Source organism: Serinibacter arcticus (genome assembly GCF_004786095.1).
GTDB classification, from domain to species: domain Bacteria; phylum Actinomycetota; class Actinomycetes; order Actinomycetales; family Beutenbergiaceae; genus Litorihabitans; species Litorihabitans arcticus.
The window spans coordinates 242,098-258,316 of record NZ_RHPJ01000001.1 but is presented as its reverse complement, the minus strand read 5'-3'; the positions used below and the strand labels follow the sequence as shown (position 1 = coordinate 258,316).

At 72.9% G+C, this 16,219-nt stretch carries 11 protein-coding genes; 5 read left to right on the top strand and 6 right to left on the bottom strand.

Annotated elements, in window-relative coordinates:
- Positions 1–17 precede the first annotated feature (17 nt).
- From SERN_RS01185 to metH, 5 genes are all read left to right on the top strand, one after another.
- Complete coding sequence (locus tag SERN_RS01185) at positions 18–479, top strand: SufE family protein (RefSeq protein WP_135848312.1); 462 nt, start codon at positions 18–20, stop codon at positions 477–479.
- 75 nt (positions 480–554) lie between these two features.
- Complete coding sequence (locus SERN_RS01180) at positions 555–2,048, top strand: GH1 family beta-glucosidase (protein ID WP_135848311.1); 1,494 nt, start codon at positions 555–557, stop codon at positions 2,046–2,048.
- Positions 2,045–2,431 (top strand): hypothetical protein, encoded by a 387-nt coding sequence (locus tag SERN_RS15220; protein WP_158292532.1) that lies wholly within the window; start codon positions 2,045–2,047, stop codon positions 2,429–2,431. The genes SERN_RS01180 and SERN_RS15220 overlap by 4 nt, the downstream gene beginning before the upstream one ends.
- 14 nt (positions 2,432–2,445) lie before the next feature.
- A complete protein-coding gene (locus SERN_RS01175; RefSeq protein ID WP_158292531.1) occupies positions 2,446–2,958 on the top strand; it encodes an SRPBCC family protein in 513 nt (170 codons plus the stop codon).
- Between the two features lie 9 nt (positions 2,959–2,967).
- Positions 2,968–6,588, top strand: a complete 3,621-nt coding sequence (gene metH, locus SERN_RS01170) for a methionine synthase (RefSeq protein WP_135848309.1) — start codon at positions 2,968–2,970, stop codon at positions 6,586–6,588.
- Positions 6,589–6,595: 7 nt separating this feature from the next.
- Here metH and SERN_RS01165 read toward each other — a convergent pair whose 3' ends face one another.
- The 6 genes from SERN_RS01165 to SERN_RS01140 all read right to left on the bottom strand — a co-directional run bounded on the left by SERN_RS01165 (position 6,596) and on the right by SERN_RS01140 (position 15,987).
- On the bottom strand, positions 6,596–7,432 hold the full coding sequence (locus SERN_RS01165; protein ID WP_135848308.1) for an ECF transporter S component family protein: 837 nt from the start codon (positions 7,430–7,432) through the stop codon (positions 6,596–6,598).
- Positions 7,429–9,414: an ATP-binding cassette domain-containing protein gene (locus tag SERN_RS01160; protein WP_158292530.1), complete on the bottom strand. Its 1,986-nt coding sequence runs from the start codon at positions 9,412–9,414 to the stop codon at positions 7,429–7,431. Before SERN_RS01160 ends, SERN_RS01165 begins: the two co-directional genes overlap by 4 nt.
- A 49-nt stretch (positions 9,415–9,463) precedes the next feature.
- Positions 9,464–10,144 carry a hypothetical protein gene (locus SERN_RS01155; protein WP_135848306.1) on the bottom strand — a complete coding sequence of 227 codons (681 nt, stop codon included), beginning with the start codon at positions 10,142–10,144 and terminating at the stop codon, positions 9,464–9,466.
- Between the two features lie 72 nt (positions 10,145–10,216).
- Positions 10,217–10,516 (bottom strand): DUF1905 domain-containing protein, encoded by a 300-nt coding sequence (locus SERN_RS01150; RefSeq protein ID WP_135848305.1) that lies wholly within the window; start codon positions 10,514–10,516, stop codon positions 10,217–10,219.
- Between the two features lie 52 nt (positions 10,517–10,568).
- Positions 10,569–11,894: a Glu/Leu/Phe/Val family dehydrogenase gene (locus tag SERN_RS01145; protein ID WP_135848304.1), complete on the bottom strand. Its 1,326-nt coding sequence runs from the start codon at positions 11,892–11,894 to the stop codon at positions 10,569–10,571.
- A gap of 166 nt (positions 11,895–12,060) precedes the next feature.
- Complete coding sequence (locus tag SERN_RS01140; RefSeq protein WP_135848303.1) at positions 12,061–15,987, bottom strand: Ig-like domain-containing protein; 3,927 nt, start codon at positions 15,985–15,987, stop codon at positions 12,061–12,063.
- Positions 15,988–16,219 lie beyond the last annotated feature (232 nt).

Below are 16,219 nucleotides of genomic sequence, written 5' to 3'. Positions count from 1 at the left end.
GGTGGGAGGATGGAGCGGTGACCGAGGAGCTGCCCGCGGCGTTCGCCGCCATCCGCGAGGACTTCCTCGCCCTGACCGTCGCCGACCGCCTGCAGCTGCTGCTGGAGTTCGCCAACGGGCTGCCGCCGCTGCCGGCCGAGTACGCGGATCGACCAGAGCTCCTCGAACCCGTCCCCGAGTGCCAGTCGCCGATCGCGTTCTTCACCGCGCTGGAGGAGTCCGGCGACGGCGCCCCCGGCGAGCGCCGCGTCCGGTTCTTCGCCTCGGCCCCGCCCGGTGCCCCGACGTCGCGCGGCTTCGCCGGCATCCTGGCGGAGGGGATCGACGGTCTGACGCCCGCGCAGGTCGAGGCCGTGCCGAGCGACTACCCGCTCACCCTCGGCCTGGCCGAGGCCGTCTCACCGCTGCGGCTGCGCGGCATGACGGCGCTGCTCGCCCGCACCAAGCGCCAGGTCGCGGAGCGCGTCGCGGCGCTCTGAGGCGCCCGCGACACCCGCGCGTCCTGACGGCGCCCTCCCCGTGCCGGGCGAGGCGGGCCGACCTAGACTCGCGCCGTGACCTCCACGACACCGGGCCCGACGCCGAGCCGTCCCGTCTCACCCTGGCCCGCCCCGCGCACCGACGTCGCGCGGACCTTCCCACCCGCGTTCTCGTGGGGCGTGGCGACGGCGGCGTTCCAGATCGAGGGTGCGAGCCACACCGAGGGCCGCACCGACTCGATCTGGGACCACTTCGCGCGCCTGCCGGGGAAGGTCGAGAACGGCGACACCGGTGAGGTCGCGTGCGACCACTACCACCGCTACCCCGAGGACGTCGCCCTGATGCGCGAGCTCGGCGTGGACACCTACCGGTTCTCGACGTCCTGGTCGCGCGTGCGTCCCGACGGCGGCGACCTCAACCCGGCCGGCGTCGCCTTCTACGACCGGCTCGTGGACGAGCTGCTCGCCGCGGACATCAAGCCCTGGCTCACGCTCTACCACTGGGACCTCCCGCAGGCGCTGGAGGAGAAGGGCGGCTGGCGCAACCGCGACACCGCCTACCTCTTCGCCGAGTACGCGCTCGACATGCACGCCGCACTCGGCGACCGCGTCACGAGCTGGACCACGCTGAACGAGCCGTGGTGCTCGGCGTTCCTCGGCTACGCGGGCGGCCAGCACGCCCCGGGGGAGAACGACGACGCAGGCTCGCTCCGCGCGCTGCACCACCTCCTGCTCGGCCACGGGCACGCCATCACCGCGCTGCGCGAGGCCGACGCCGACCTCGAGCTCGGCATCACCCTGAACTTCAGCAGGTACGCCCCGCTGGACCCCGCGAGCGCGGCGGACCTCGACACCGTGCGCCGCCTCGAGGACGGCATGTACGGGTGCTTCACCGGCCCGATCTTCGCCGGCGCCTACCCCGAGACGTTCCTGTCCGACGTCGCCGACATCTGGCCGCAGGACCTGGTGCGCGACGGCGACCTGGCCACGATCGCCGCGCCGATCGACGTGCTCGGCGTGAACTACTACAACTCCTGGGTCATCGCCGCACCGGACGGTTCGGGGGAGGTGTCGCCGTCGGGCGCCTCCGCCGACGGCGGCGTCTCGCCGTGGCTCACCGCGCGCGAGTCGCGGTGGATCCCCACGCAGGCGCCGCGCACCGAGATGGACTGGGAGAACCACCCCGGCGCGTTCCGCGACCTGCTGGTCGAGCTGGACCGTGAGGTCACCGGCCCCGCCGGCACGCACCTGGTCATCACCGAGAACGGCGCCGCCTACCCCGACGACGTCGTGGCACCGAACGGCGAGATCGACGACGCCGACCGCACCACCTACCTGCGCGAGCACATCGCCGCCGTGCACGAGGCGATCGAGTCCGGTGCCGACGTGCGCGGCTACCTGCTGTGGACCCTCCTGGACAACTTCGAGTGGGCCTACGGCTACGGCAAGACGTTCGGCATCGTGCACGTGGATCGCCAGACGCTGCAGCGCACCCCGAAGGCCAGCGCCCGCTGGTACTCCCACCTCATGACCAGCAACGCGCTGGACGCCCACGAGAGGAACGCATGAGCACCTGGAACGACGTCGTCACCCACCTCACGGGCCAGTTCGGCGGTCAGCAGGTCCAGCCGACGCTGATCCGCTTTGCGGGAGCCGCCGGCGGTGACGCCGCTCCCGTGGAGATGTTCGCGGGTCACGAGACGCTGCAGGGCCCGCTGGGGGAGTGGGTGACGCTGCAGGTGCCGCTCGGCACCTACCACGAGCTCGACTTCTGGAAGGTGATGCAGGCCGCGACGCCGCTGGTCTGCGGCGCTGTCGTGGTCAACGGGGAGCGCCTCGTGCTCAAGCACTCCGCCCGCCTCGCGTCGCTGACGCCCGACGACCTCACGATCGCGATCTACCTGCTGACCGGCTCCGCGCGCCAGCTCTCCTCGCTCCGCACGACCGCCTGAGATCCGGCGCACCGGTGGCGGCCCGCGAGCACCGGTTCCGCAGCACCTGGCACCTGCCCGCCGCACCCGAGGCGGTCTGGGGGGTGCTCGCCGACCCCACGGGCTGGTCGTCGTGGTGGCCGGGGCTGCGGTCGGAGACGGTGCACGTGGGGGATCCGGACGGCGTCGGGACCCGCAGCCACGCCGTCTTCCCCTCGCCGCTCGGCTATCGGCTCAACCTCGGTCTCGAGGTGCTCTCGGCCCGCGCACCGCACGCGGTGGTGCTGCGCGCCGTCGGCGACCTGGCGGGGACCGCGCGCTCGACGCTCGAGCCCGACGGCGCTCGCGGCACCGTGCTGCGGATCGACTGGCACGTCCGGCTCACCAGCGCGGCCCTCACGCGGATGGACCGGATCGCGCCGTGGATCGCGGACCCGAGCCACGCCGTCGTGATGCGCGCGGGTGAGCGCGGCCTGCGCCGCCACCTCCTCCGGTCGGGGTGGGACGGCGGCGGGCCGGGGCAGGTGCGGCGGGGAGCCGCGAACTAGACTCTCGGCGTGACTGCACCCGCCGCTCCCGCGTTCGATCTCGACATCACCCGGGTCGCCCGGCCGGCCCGGTCGCAGGCGCTGCTGGACGCGATGGCGGAGCGCGTCGTCGTCGCGGACGGCGCGATGGGCACGATGCTCCAGGAGCACGACCCCTCGATGGAGGACTACCAGCAGCTCGAGGGCTGCAACGAGATCCTCAACGTCTCGCGCCCGGACATCATCGCCGCGGTGCACGACGCCTACTACGAGGTCGGCGTCGACGCCGTGGAGACCAACACGTTCGGCGCCAACTGGTCGAACCTGTCGGACTACGAGATCGACGACCGCATCACCGAGCTCGCGCGCGAGGGCGCGCGGATCGCCCGCGAGCGGGCCGAGGCGTGGCAGGAGCGCGACGGTCGCCTGCGCTGGGTGCTCGGCTCGATGGGCCCGGGCACCAAGCTCCCGAGCCTCGGTCACACCACCTACGAGCACCTCAAGAGCACGTTCGCGGAGCAGGCCGTCGGCCTCATCGACGGCGGCGCCGACGCGTTCCTGGTCGAGACGTCCCAGGACCTGCTCCAGACGAAGTCCGCCATCAACGGCTGCAAGCAGGCGATCGTCGAGCGCGGCGTGCGGCTGCCGATCTTCGTCGAGGTGACGGTCGAGACCACGGGCACGATGCTCATGGGCAGCGAGATCGGGGCGGCGCTGACGGCGCTCGAGCCGCTCGGTGTCGACGCCATCGGCCTCAACTGCGCCACCGGTCCCGCCGAGATGAGCGAGCACCTGCGCCAGCTGTCCGTCCGCTCGCGCGTCCCGGTCATCTGCATGCCGAACGCCGGCCTGCCGGTCCTGGGGAAGAACGGTGCCGAGTACCCGCTCGGCCCGGCCGAGCTCGGGGCCGCGCACGAGCAGTTCGTGCGCGAGTTCGGGCTCTCGCTCGTCGGCGGTTGCTGCGGGACGACGCCGGCGCACCTCGCCGCCGTCGTCGAGCGCGTGAAGAGCCTCGCCCCGCGGCCGCGCACCCCGCAGCCCGAGGCGGGCGTCGCCAGCCTCTACCAGCACGTCCCGTTCGACCAGGACGCCTCCTACCTCGCGATCGGCGAGCGCACCAACGCGAACGGGTCCAAGGCCTTCCGCGAGGCGATGCTCGAGGGGAACTGGGACGAGTGCGTGCAGATCGCGCGCAACCAGATCCGCGTCGGCGCCCACCTCCTGGACGTGTGCGTGGACTACGTGGGGCGCGACGGCGTCGCCGACGTCCGCGAGATCGTCTCCCGCTTCGCCTCGGCCTCCACGCTGCCGCTGGTCATCGACTCCACCGAGCCGGCCGTGCTGCGCGCCGGTCTCGAGCTCGTGGGCGGCCGCCCCGTGGTCAACTCGGTCAACTACGAGGACGGCGAGGGCCCGGCCTCGCGCTTCGGCCAGATCATGCCGCTGGTCAAGGAGCACGGCGCCGCCGTCATCGCCCTGACCATCGACGAGGAGGGCCAGGCGCGCACCGCCGTCGACAAGGTCCGGATCGCCTCGCGACTCGTGGACACGCTGGTGGGCGAATGGGGCATGCGCGTGGACGACATCGTCGTGGACGCCCTGACCTTCCCGATCGCCACGGGTCAGGAGGAGACGCGGCGCGACGCGATCGAGACCATCGACGCGATCCGTCAGATCACCACGAAGTACCCGGGCATCCACACCACGCTCGGCGTCTCGAACGTCTCCTTCGGGCTCAACCCCGCAGCGCGCAGCGTGCTGAACTCGGTCTTCATCCACGAGGCCGTCGCGGCGGGGCTGGACTCCGCGATCGTCGACGCCGCCAAGATCGTCCCGCTCGCCTCGGTGCCCGACGAGCAGCGCGAGGTCGCGCTCGACCTCGTGTGGGACCGCCGCCGCTACGACGAGGAGGGCACGCTGGTCTACGACCCGCTGGCCCGGATGCTCGACATCTTCGCCGGCGTCAACAGCGCCGAGCTGCGCGACGCCCGCGCCGCCGAGCTCGCCGCGCTGCCCGTGGGCGAGCGCCTCGAGCGCCGCATCATCGACGGCGAGGCCAAGGGTCTCGAGGCCGACCTCGACCTCGCCCGGGCGGGGGGCACCAGCGCTCTGGAGATCATCAACAACCACCTGCTCGCGGGCATGAAGGTCGTGGGCGAGCGGTTCGGCGCGGGCGAGATGCAGCTCCCGTTCGTGCTCACGTCCGCCGAGGTGATGAAGAACGCCGTCGCGCTGCTGGAGCCGCACATGGAGCGGACCGAGGCGGCGGGCAAGGGCACGATGGTGCTCGCGACCGTGCGCGGCGACGTGCACGACATCGGCAAGAACCTCGTGGACATCATCCTCACCAACAACGGCTACGACGTCGTGAACATCGGCATCAAGAAGTCGATCAACGAGATCATCGAGGCGGCCGAGCAGCACGGGGCCGACGTCATCGGGATGTCCGGTCTGCTCGTGAAGTCGACCGTGGTGATGAAGGACAACCTCCTCGAGCTGAACTCGCGCGGGCTCGCGAAGCGCTGGCCCGTGATCCTCGGCGGCGCGGCCCTCACGCGCCCCTACGTGGAGCAGGACCTGGCCGAGCTGTTCGACGGCGAGGTCCGCTACGCGCGCGACGCGTTCGAGGGCCTCGCGCTGATGGAGCCGCTGGTCGCGGTCGCGCGCGGCGCGGACCCGGCGCAGGTCGGGCTGCCCGCGCTGCGCCAGCGCCGGCACGCGCCGTCCACGCTGGTGCTGACCGAGCCCGAGGCGATGCCGGCGCGGTCCGACGTCGCCTCCGACAACGCCGTGCCGACGCCCCCGTTCTGGGGCACGCGCCTCGTGCGCGGCATCGCGCTGGCGGACTACTCCGCGTTCCTCGACGAGCGTGCGACGTTCCTGGGCCAGTGGGGCCTCAAGCCCGGCCGGGGCGACGGCGGAGCCTCCTACGAGCAGCTGGTCGCGACAGAGGGGCGCCCGCGCCTGCGGTACTGGCTGGACCGGATCCTCGGCGAGGGCATGCTCGACGCGTCCGTCGCCTACGGGTACTTCCCGGTGGTCGCGGAGGGCGACGACGTCGTCGTGCTGCACCACGGCGACGACCCGACCGGCCTGCTCGGCGCGCCCGGCCTGATCTCGCCCGACGGTGGCTCCGGCGGCGAGATCGGCAGCGAGCGGCTGCGGTTCTCCTTCCCGCGGCAGCGGCGCGACCGCCATCTGTGCCTGGCGGACTTCGTCCGCTCGCGCGAGTCCGGCGTGGTCGACGTGATGCCGGTGCAGCTCGTGACGGCCGGCGCGCACGTCGACTCCGTCACGGCCGAGATGTTCCAGCGCGACGCCTACCGCGACTACTACGAGCTGAACGGGCTCGTGATGCAGCTGACCGAGGCCTTGGCGGAGTACTGGCACGCGCGGATCCGCGCCGAGCTGGGCTTCGCGGGGGAGGAGCCGACGGCGGTGGAGGGGCTGTTCAAGCTCGACTACCGCGGCGGCCGGTTCTCCCTCGGCTACCCCGCGTGCCCGGACATGGAGGACCGCCGCAAGGTGGTCGAGCTGCTGCGCCCGGAGCGCCTCGGCGTCGTGCTGAGCGAGGAGCTGCAGCTGCACCCCGAGCAGTCCACCGACGCGTTCGTGCTGCACCACCCCGAGGCGAAGTACTTCTCCGTCTGACCCCGGCCTACCTCGTTCGCGAGGTACTTTCGGGCGTTCGCGAGGTACTTCGGGGCGTCTCCGAGGTACTTTCCGGGCGCACCTTGGCCCGGCGCAGCGCGGCGAGCACCGCCGGTCCGGCGACGGCGATCCCGACCACGCTCGTGACGGCCCGGATCGTGTCCCACGTCAGCGTCGAGGTCACGAGCGTGTAGCTGAGGAACGACCCGAGGTTCGTCCCCAGGGACGCGTTGGGGGAGTAGCTGATCGAGGTCGCCGGTCCGACGGCGAACGGCCAGAACCACAGGTTCATCACCGCGCCGAAGGCGTAGGACGCGACGACGCCGTAGCTCGCCAGCAGCGCGACCTCGCGCCACCGCGCCCCGCGCTCCCGCCGTGGGGCGCTCCCGCGCGGTCGCGCGCCGGGCAGCAGCCCCGCCCCCGCGCCGACCCACGCGCACGCGACCATCTGGAACGGCGTCCACGGCCCGAAACCGGACGCTATCGAGCTCAGCGCGATCACCAGCACGCCGAGCAGGAACCCGAACCGCGCCCCGAACGCGCGGCCCGCGAGGATCAGCACCACGAACACCGCCTCCACGCCGCCGACGCCGGTGCCCGCGATCCGCACCGCCGCGCCGACAGCGGTCAACGTGCCGAGCATCGCGAGCGTCGTCGCGGAGCGGATGCTCGCGTCGAGCGCGATCAGCACGAGAACGACGGCGATCGGCACCAGCGCCAGCGCCGCCCACGGCGCGGCGGCCTGGGCCTGCGACGGCACGGCCGGCACGATCAGCGGCCAGGCGAACGCCGCCGCAGCCACGAGGTTGGCGACGAGCAGCAGCGCCCGCTGCGCGCGTGTCACGGGCGGACCTTCGCAACGGACTCGAGGGCGGGCACGGCGCGAGGGACCAGGCGCGCGTCCTCGAGCGCGAGCACGCGATCGGCCAGGGCGGTGAACGCGACGTCGTGCGTGGCGATCACGACGGCGGTGCCGGCCTCCGCCGTCGCGCGCAGCGCCCGGCGCACAGCAGCGGCGGCGACGGGGTCGAGCCCGCGGCTGGGTTCGTCCACGAGCAGCACGCGCGGCGTCGCGGCGAGCTGGACCGCGAGCACGAGGAGCCGGCGCTGACCGACCGAGAGGTCACGCGGGTGCCGGACGGCGACGTCCGACGCGGGGCCCTCGCCGTCGGGCAGAACGGCGAACGCCCGGAACCGCGCCAGGCTCGCTCCGACGGCGGCCCCCGCCCGACGGTCGGCGCGCGCGCACTCCTCCGCCACGGTGAGCCGGAACAGGAGGTCGTCCGACGCGTCGGGCACCAGGGCGAGCGCGCGCAGTCGCGGCCGACGGCGCAGCGTGGCGACGTCGGTCCCGCCCACGCGGGCCGTGCCCCGCCGGGGCAGCGCGAGGTGGTTGAGCAGCGTCGTCTTGCCCGAGCCGACGTCACCGGTGACGGCCACGATCTCGCCGGCGGCGACGTCGAGGGACGCTTCGCTCAGCAGGACGCGGCCGCCGACGGCGAGGGTCACGTCGTGCGCGCGCAGCACCGGATCGCCGGTCACGGGGTCCCGTGGCGCGACCGCGTCGAGCGGCCCGGCACTCGCTGGCGCCACCTCCGCCACGCCCGGGTCCGCGACGACGACGCGCGCCCCGCCGTCGTCCGCCGCCACGACCAGCTCCACGTCGGCGACCTCGCGCAGCGCGGCCACGCGGTGCTCGGCCACGAGGACGGTGGTGCCGTCCGCGGCCAGCTCGCGCAGCGCCGTCACGACGCGGGTCCGGGAGGCGAGGTCGAGGTCGGCGAGCGGCTCGTCGACGAGCACGAGGGCGGGGGCGTGCGCGGTCGCGGCGGCGAGCGCGACGAGGTGCGACTGCCCGGCGGAGAGGTGCGACGTCGCGGTCCCCAGCAACGCTTCGAGGTCGAACCGCTGCGCCGCGCGAGCCACGCGGGCGTCGACCTCGGCGTCGCTCGCCCCCTGGACGGCGCTCGCGAACGCGATCTCGGCGGCGACCGTCTCGGCCACGAAGGACAGGCGCGGGTGCTGCGGCACGACGCCGACGAGTGCCGCGGTCGCGTGCGGCGCCACGTCGCGGTCGACGCCGAGCACGCGCGCCTCACCCGCGAGGGTGCCGCCGTCGACCGCCGTGTGCAGACCGCTGAGAGCACGCAGCAGCGTGGACTTGCCCGACCCGGTCGGGCCGGTCAGCAGGACGAGCGCGCCGCGCGGGAGAGTGAGGTCGGCGCGCAGGGTCCAGCCGCCGTCGTGCGCAAGGGTGACGTCCCGCAGCTCGACGGCGGAGGTACCCGCCCCCGACGCGTCCGGCGCGTGGCCGGTCGACGACGCGAACCCCCGCACCTCCATCGACGCACCCAGCGCGACCGCGCGCTCGACCGTCCGCTCCATGACGGGGACGAGCAGGGACGCCGCGCCGCGCTCACCCCGCAGCCGTCGCGCCCGGCGCACGTCGGTCACGCTGCGCACGAGCCCGGGGAACGTCGCCCACGCGATCACGAGCGCCTGCGCCACGGAGCGCAGCGGGCCGCCCCGACTCGCGCGCGCGCAGACCGCGGCGAGGTCGACGACGCCGTTGAGGACACCGAACGCCAGGATGATCGCCGCGATGGGCAGGGCGCTGACGATCGCCGTCGTGATGCCCTGCGTGGTGATCGGGCCCAGCAGGACCACGTGGTCGACCGGGTCCGGCAGTCGGTGGGAGGGGAGGTCGACGAGCACGCGACCGCCGCGGTCGAGGCCGCGGAACAGCGCCTGGTAGACGAGTCGGACCAGGATGAAGCCGAGCGCGAGCAGCGCCGCGGCGCGCACGGGCCCGGATCGCAGACGCACGATCCGGGCCCGGACGGGGGGTGGTGGAGCGGGGGCGGGTGCGCCCATGTCAGCCGGCGGAACCACCGTCGGGGTTGACCGGCTCGCCGTTCAGCGTGAACTGGAGCTCGAGACGCTCGCCCGGGGCGACCGGCTGCGTGTCGACGCCCTCGGCGGCGTAGGTCCACTCGCCGCCGGCCGGCTTGAGCCAGACGGACCAGTACGCGAACGCGGCCGGCATGCCGGCGCACGTCTCGGTGTAGGACTCACCGTTCTCGGGGTTGACGATCGGCAGGTCGGCGCCGGGGACGCCGTTGACGCGGCAGACGACGGCGTCGCCGTACTCGGTCGTGCCCTCCGTCGTCACGCCGGCCAGGTCGAGCGCCTCGCGCGCCGTGATCGGGGCGTCGGTCGTGATGCACCACGCGCCCTCGGCGGCCTCGATCTGGGCCTCGGTCGCGTCGTCGCGGTCGTCCTCGAGGTCGCCGACGTCGGTGACCAGGGCGACGCCGGACGCGCACTCCTCGGCGACGTCGTCGTCCGCGCCGAAGCCGCCGGAGATCGCCGGGGCGCCGGCGGTGCCGGACTCGCCGGGGGAGGACGAGGCGGAGGCGGAGTCGCTGGGCGACGCGCTGGCCGTCGAGGAGGCTGAGGTCGACGGCGTCGAGGACGCGTCGTCGGACCCTCCGGAGCACGAGGCGAGCAGGGCGACGACCGCGACGGCGGCGGTGAGGGAGAGAGTTCGGCGCATGATCGCGAGCGTAGTCAGCGCCGACGGCGACCGGCCGGTCCGATCATCAGGCGGGCACGGCCGGCCCTGCGGTCAGGTCTCGAGCCCGACCAGCTTGAGCCCGACCGTGACGGTGTCCCCGGCCGCGCAGCCCTGAGCGGTCCGGACGGCCTTCTTGACCGGGAGGACGTAGGCACCCTGCTGCTGGCTGGGGAACACCGACGTCGTCCAGGTGCTCGTGCCGATCGTGACCTCGACCTTCACCGACCCGAACCCGCCCTGCAGCCCGGTCGTGCGCTGGTCGATCTCGTCGGAGTCCTTCTCGGGGACCGTGAGCATGTGCCAGCGGCCGTCGTTCATCGTCCACAGCTCGGCGTCGAAACGGTAGGGCATGCGGCGAGCGTAGGCCCGGGCACCGACGCGGGTCAGCACCCGGACCCGCCCGTCACGGGTAGAGGCCGCGCAGCTTGTGGGCCTCCGTGACGCGGGCGACCGCCAGGCACGTCGCCGCCTCGCGCATCGACTGCCCGTTCGAGGTCGCGTAGCCCAGGACGGCGTCCCACGCCTTCGTCATGCGCTCGGCGAGCTTCTCGTTGACCTCGTCCTCGCTCCACCAGTACGCCTGGTTCGCCTGGACCCACTCGAAGTAGGAGACGATCACGCCGCCCGCGTTCGCGAGGATGTCGGGCACCACGAGCACGTCGCGCTCGCGCAGGATCGCGTCGGCGGCCTCGGTGGTCGGGCCGTTGGCGCCCTCGACCACGATCCTGGCCGCGACGCGCTCGGCGTTCGCCTCGGTGATGACGCCCTCGACGGCGGCCGGGACCAGGGTGTCGACGTCGAGCTCGAGCAGCGCCGCGCCGTCGATCTCCTCGCCGCCCGCGAAGCCGAGCACGGACCCCGTGGCGTCCACGTGCTCGATGAGGGCGGCGACGTCGAGGCCCTCGGCACGGTGGACGGCGCCGTAGACGTCGCTCACGGCGCGGATGCCGACGCCGGCCTCCGCCAGGAGGCGGGCGCCGTCGCGACCCACCTTGCCGAACCCCTGCACGGCAGCGGTCGAGGCGGCCGGGTCGAGACCGCGGTGCCGCATCGCGAGCACGGCGACGTGGGCGACGCCGCGGGACGTGGCGCTGGCCCGGCCGAGCGACCCGCCGAGGCTGAGCGGCTTGCCGGTCACGACGCCGGGCACGGTGTGGCCGACATTGACGGAGTAGGTGTCCATCATCCAGGCCATGGTGCGCTCGTCGGTGCCGATGTCGGGCGCCGGGATGTCCTGCTCGGGGCCGATGAGCGGCATGATCTCGCTCGTGTAGCGGCGCGTCACACGCTCGAGCTCGGCGAGCGAGTGCTGGCGCGGGTCGATGGCGATCCCGCCCTTGGCGCCGCCGTACGGCACGTCGACGAGCGCGCACTTCCACGTCATCCACATCGCCAGTGCGCGAACCTCGTCGAGGTCGACGTTCGGGGAGAAGCGCAGACCGCCCTTGGCCGGACCGCGCGAGAAGTTGTGCTGCACGCGGTGCCCGATGAACAGGGCGGTCGAACCGTCGTCGCGCCGCAGCGGGACGCTCACGGTGAGCTCGCGGCGCGGCGTCGCGAGGAGCTGGTGCATCCCGCTGTCGAGACCGAGGTGGTCGACGGCGAACGCCAGCTGGGCGCGCGCGTCGTCCAGGGGGCCGAGGGCTGCGGAGGGGGTGGCGGCTGTGGTGGTCGGGACCGCGGCTGCGTCGTTGCTGCCGGTGGGTGCCGGGGTGGTGGTTGTGCTCATGCTGTGACGATAGTCACGCCGCATCGTCCGGGCGCTGTTCGGGGGACGCGTCGGGCGCGTCTTTGCCGAGCGCTTGACCAGCATGTGGGACGACGCGACGGCGGGGCCCACCGTGAGGTGAGCCCCGCCGTCGGGACGAGCGGGTCAGGCCCTGATCACTGCGGGATCAGGACTCCTGGCCCAGGTGGTGCAGGCGGTACATGAAGGCCGCCATGGCGTCGCGGTTGACCGGCGAGAGCGGTCGGAAGATCGTGCTTCCGTCGTTGCCGGAACCGTCCCAGCCGGTCGCGATGTCGTTCTCCGCCAGCCACGCGATCTCCGCGTAGAACTGGTTGGAGGTGGCCACGTCGGCGAACGGGGAGGTGGCCGGCGCCGGGGTGTCGTTCACCTTGCCCTCGCGGTCGGCGAACCGGTACAGGAACGCCGCCATCGCATCGCGCGCGATCGGGTCGAGGGGGCGGAACTGGGCCGTGCCGTCGGCCTGCACCCAGCCCGTGGAGATCTCGGTCTCTGCCAGCCACGCGATCTCCTTGAAGAACTGGTTGTCCGTGGAGACGTCGGTGAACGGCGAGGTCTCGGGCTCCCGGAACTCGGGCGAACCCGCCAGGCGGTAGAGGAACGCCGCCATCGCATCGCGAGCGACCGGGGTCACCGGACGGAACTCACGCGTGCCGTCCGGGAGCACCCAGCCGGTGGAGATCCGGTTCTGCGCGAGCCACGAGATCTCGGTGAAGAACTGCGTGCTCGGCGTGACGTCCGCGAACGTCACCGCCTCAACCAGCTCGACCGTGAGCGTGTACGTCGTGCTCTCGCCGGTGGCGCCCGTGACCACGATCGTGGCCACGCCGTCGTTCTCGATGGTCGGCTGGGTGACGGCGACCTCGGCGGCCGTGTCCGTCGGGAACGCCTGGACCACCGGGTAGTCCGTGCCCGCCGCCGTGGTGGCGTACTCGGTGGTGCCCGCGGTCAGCGGGACCTCCTGGCCGCCGGAGCGGAGCGAGGCGAGGGTGGACAGCGACGACGCGGACGGTGCCGCCTCGAAGATCTCCACCTCCGAGACCGTCAGGTGGGTGTTCGCGTACGCGTTCATGACCACCCTCAGACCGGTGGCTCGGACGCCGTCCCAGGCGGAGGTGACGACCGGGGCGCCGGCGACCGGTGCCGCGACCGGGGCGTCGGCCTCGTAGCCCGGGGCGCGCAGCCACGTGCCGTCGGGCTGGCGATACTCCACCCGCATGGTCTCGGCCCAGCTGGTGGCGCCGCCGTCGGCGTAGAAGTACACGTCGCTGCCCAGGACGGTCGTCTCGGGGAAGGTGTACGTCAGCGTGCTGGTGGCGGGCTTGTTGCTGCTGACCCAGTTGGACCAGCCCTTGTCGGTCCGGTCGCCGTTGCGCGTCCGGTCGACCACGAAGCTGCCCTCGGTCGAGGACGCGGCGCCCGTCGTCGTGGCGTCGGGCGCGATGTTGCGACCCGTGGCCGTGGTGACGATGACGTTCACGGTGGCGCGCAGCTGCGCGCCGTCCGCCGTCGCGGTGCCCGTGAGGGTCACGACGCCGGGGGCGGCGAGCTGGGCGTCCGTCAGCGATGCCGTGTCCCACGTGACCGGGGCCGGGAAGGAGAGCACCGAGGCGCCCGCCCTGGCCTGGACCGTGGTGGGCAGGGCGGCGACGGCGGCGGCCGCCGTCGACCCCTCGGCGACCGTGACGGACGCCGGGTCGGTCACGGTGAGGGCGGCGACCTCGACGGTCGCGGTGACCTCGAAGGTGCTGCCGTAGACGTCCGTGGCGGTGCCGGCGACCTGGAAGGTGCCCGGGCTCGCCCAGAGGGCGGCGTCGAACGCCTCCCACGTCACGGCCGCGGAACCGCTGCTGCCGGAGGAGTAGCGCGGCACGACCGTGGTCGGCAGGACCGGCGCGACGCCGGGGTTGGTGCGGACGGTGACGTCGACCGGGAGCGCCGTGAGGTCACGGATCGACCAGGTCTGGTTCGCGCCGCCGTTGGAGCCGTAGACGCCCACGGCGGTGCCGTCGGCCGAGGCCTGACCGGCGACGTCGAGCGACTGCGCGATCGAGGCGTTCACCAGCGACCACGTGGAGCCGTTGGTGGTGTTGAGGATCCAGTGCGCCGCGCGGTTGGTCCGCGCGGCCTCCAGCGTCCCGCCGGTCCAGGCCGGGCCGGAGCTGCTCGCGGTGAGGAACCGACCCTGCGCGTCGGCGAGGACGTAGGTCTTCGTGGCACCCTCGTCGGTCCCGCTCGCGTCGACCTCGTGGACCGTCCACGCCTGGCGCTGCGCGGCGGCGTCGGTGGTCGCGATCGTGCGGATCGCGAGGCCGGTGTTCTCGGCGGACAGCGCGCGACCGCTCTGCTGGCCGACGAGCTGGTAGGTCCCGCCGTCGACGAGCGCGGCGGCCTCGGGCGCGACGCCCGAGACGCCGTCGATCACCAGGGTCGTGACCGACTTGGCCGGCACCGTGTAGGTGGCGGTCCGGGCGGCGACGTCGACGGCGACCGGTGCCGACGGGATCAGCGCGCGGTCGGTCGGGGTGTCGAGCGAGGTCGCCTGCGTGGTGACGTAGGCGGTCAGGCTCGCGTCGGCGTCGATCTCGCCGTACTTGGACAGGTCCACGACGACGGTCTGCTCGTCGGCGGCCGGGTTGCTGTGGACAAGCGTGGTGGACTCGCCGTCGGCCGCGACGGCGGCCGTCGTGGTGGTCGACGTCGTCGGGATCAGCGCATCACCGGGGGAGATGAAGTGCGTGTAGTTGCGCAGCGCGTTGTACTTGCTGTTGACCTCGACGCTGCACTCCGGGGCGGCCTCGACGCTGCCCGCGAGCGCGACGCGGCGCGGGGACTTCCAGACCTCCTCCTCGGAGCCGGCGACCGTGTAGGGCTTGCAGTCGAGGTCGATGAAGATCGAGCCCCAGTTGAGGTTCTCGCCGCCGTTCTCGCGCGGCTGGTCCATGTTGTAGGTGTCCTCGACGGGCTGCCACAGGACCCAGGCGTTGGGCTCCAGCTCGCGCAGGTCGTCGTTGATGCGGGAGGCGATGCCGAGCCCGTTCTCCATGAGGAGCGGGTTCCAGCCGTTGACCCAATTGCCCTCGATCTCGCTCATCCACAGGCTCGTGTCGGCCTGCTTGGCGAGGTCGCGGACCACGAGGCGGCCGCTGGTGCCGTAGGTGTGGACGTTCATCTGGCCGACCTTGTCCCGGTGCGCCTGCGTGTAGGCGGCCCAGTTGGTGGCGAACGTGCCGGGGTTGGTCTCGTCCATCGCGGCGATGACGGCGTCGGTGGTGGTGCCCGGCTTGTTCAGCTCGGCGTCCAGCGCGTCGACGACCTGGGTCTGGCGGACGGGGCCGACGTGCATGCCCTCCTGGCGGCCGCCCGTGGGGACGCCGTTCGTCAGCGTGGTGCCCCAGTAGTTGGTGTTCGGCTCGTTGAACGGGTCGATCGTTGAGAAGTCGATCCCGTAGGTGTCCTCGAGGTGCTCGGTGACGGCCACCATGTAGGCCGTGAAGTCGGCGTCGGCGCTCGGCTTGAGCTGGTTGTCCGTGGAGCTGAACCCTCCAGAGACGTAGCCGGACTCCGTCATGAAGTACGGGGCCGAGTTGGCGAACGCCTCCCAGTGGGTGATCTGCTCGTCCTGGACCAGCCGCTCGATCCACCAGCGCTGGGTGGCGTCGGCGTCCCAGTCGTAGTGGTCGGGGTTGGTGGGGTCGAACGCCGCGGCGACGGCGTCGCGGTCGGCGTAGCTCGTCGTGGCACCGCCGTAGGTGCCGGCCGTGCCGTCGGCGTCCTTCGCCCACCAGCCCTCGACGGCGCCGCCGGGGCGCAGGTAGTCCACGACGTCGGAGGCGTTCCCGCCGCCGACGTTGTAGCGCGCGATGTTGAGGTTGAGACCCTCGTCGCCGAAGACGGCCTGGTACAGGTCCTCGCGCAGCTCCTCGGGGTACCCGCCGGTCGCGTTGGCGAACCAGACGAGGCTGGTGCCCCAGCCCTCGAAGGGCTCGCTGGCGTACCAGGGGTTGGGGGTGATGGTTGTGGTCGTGGCGGCCGCGGCCGGTGCGGCCGCGAGGCCGATCCCCACGCTGGACATCACCACCCCGGTCGCGACTGCGCAGGCGATGGACCTGCGGTTCCTTGTGCTCGTCACTGTGCACCTTTCATCTGGGGCGTGGGCCGTGCTCGTCCCCGCGACGGCGGTGTGCCGCTGTGCTGCGTGTCGGACGCTCGTCTTCCTTGACCGTCTTCCCGCGCCTGTGCAGGGTCCGAATCGCGATGTTGACGTCAACATGGCGACGTCATCATCTTAGGTTGGGTTTCGCTCA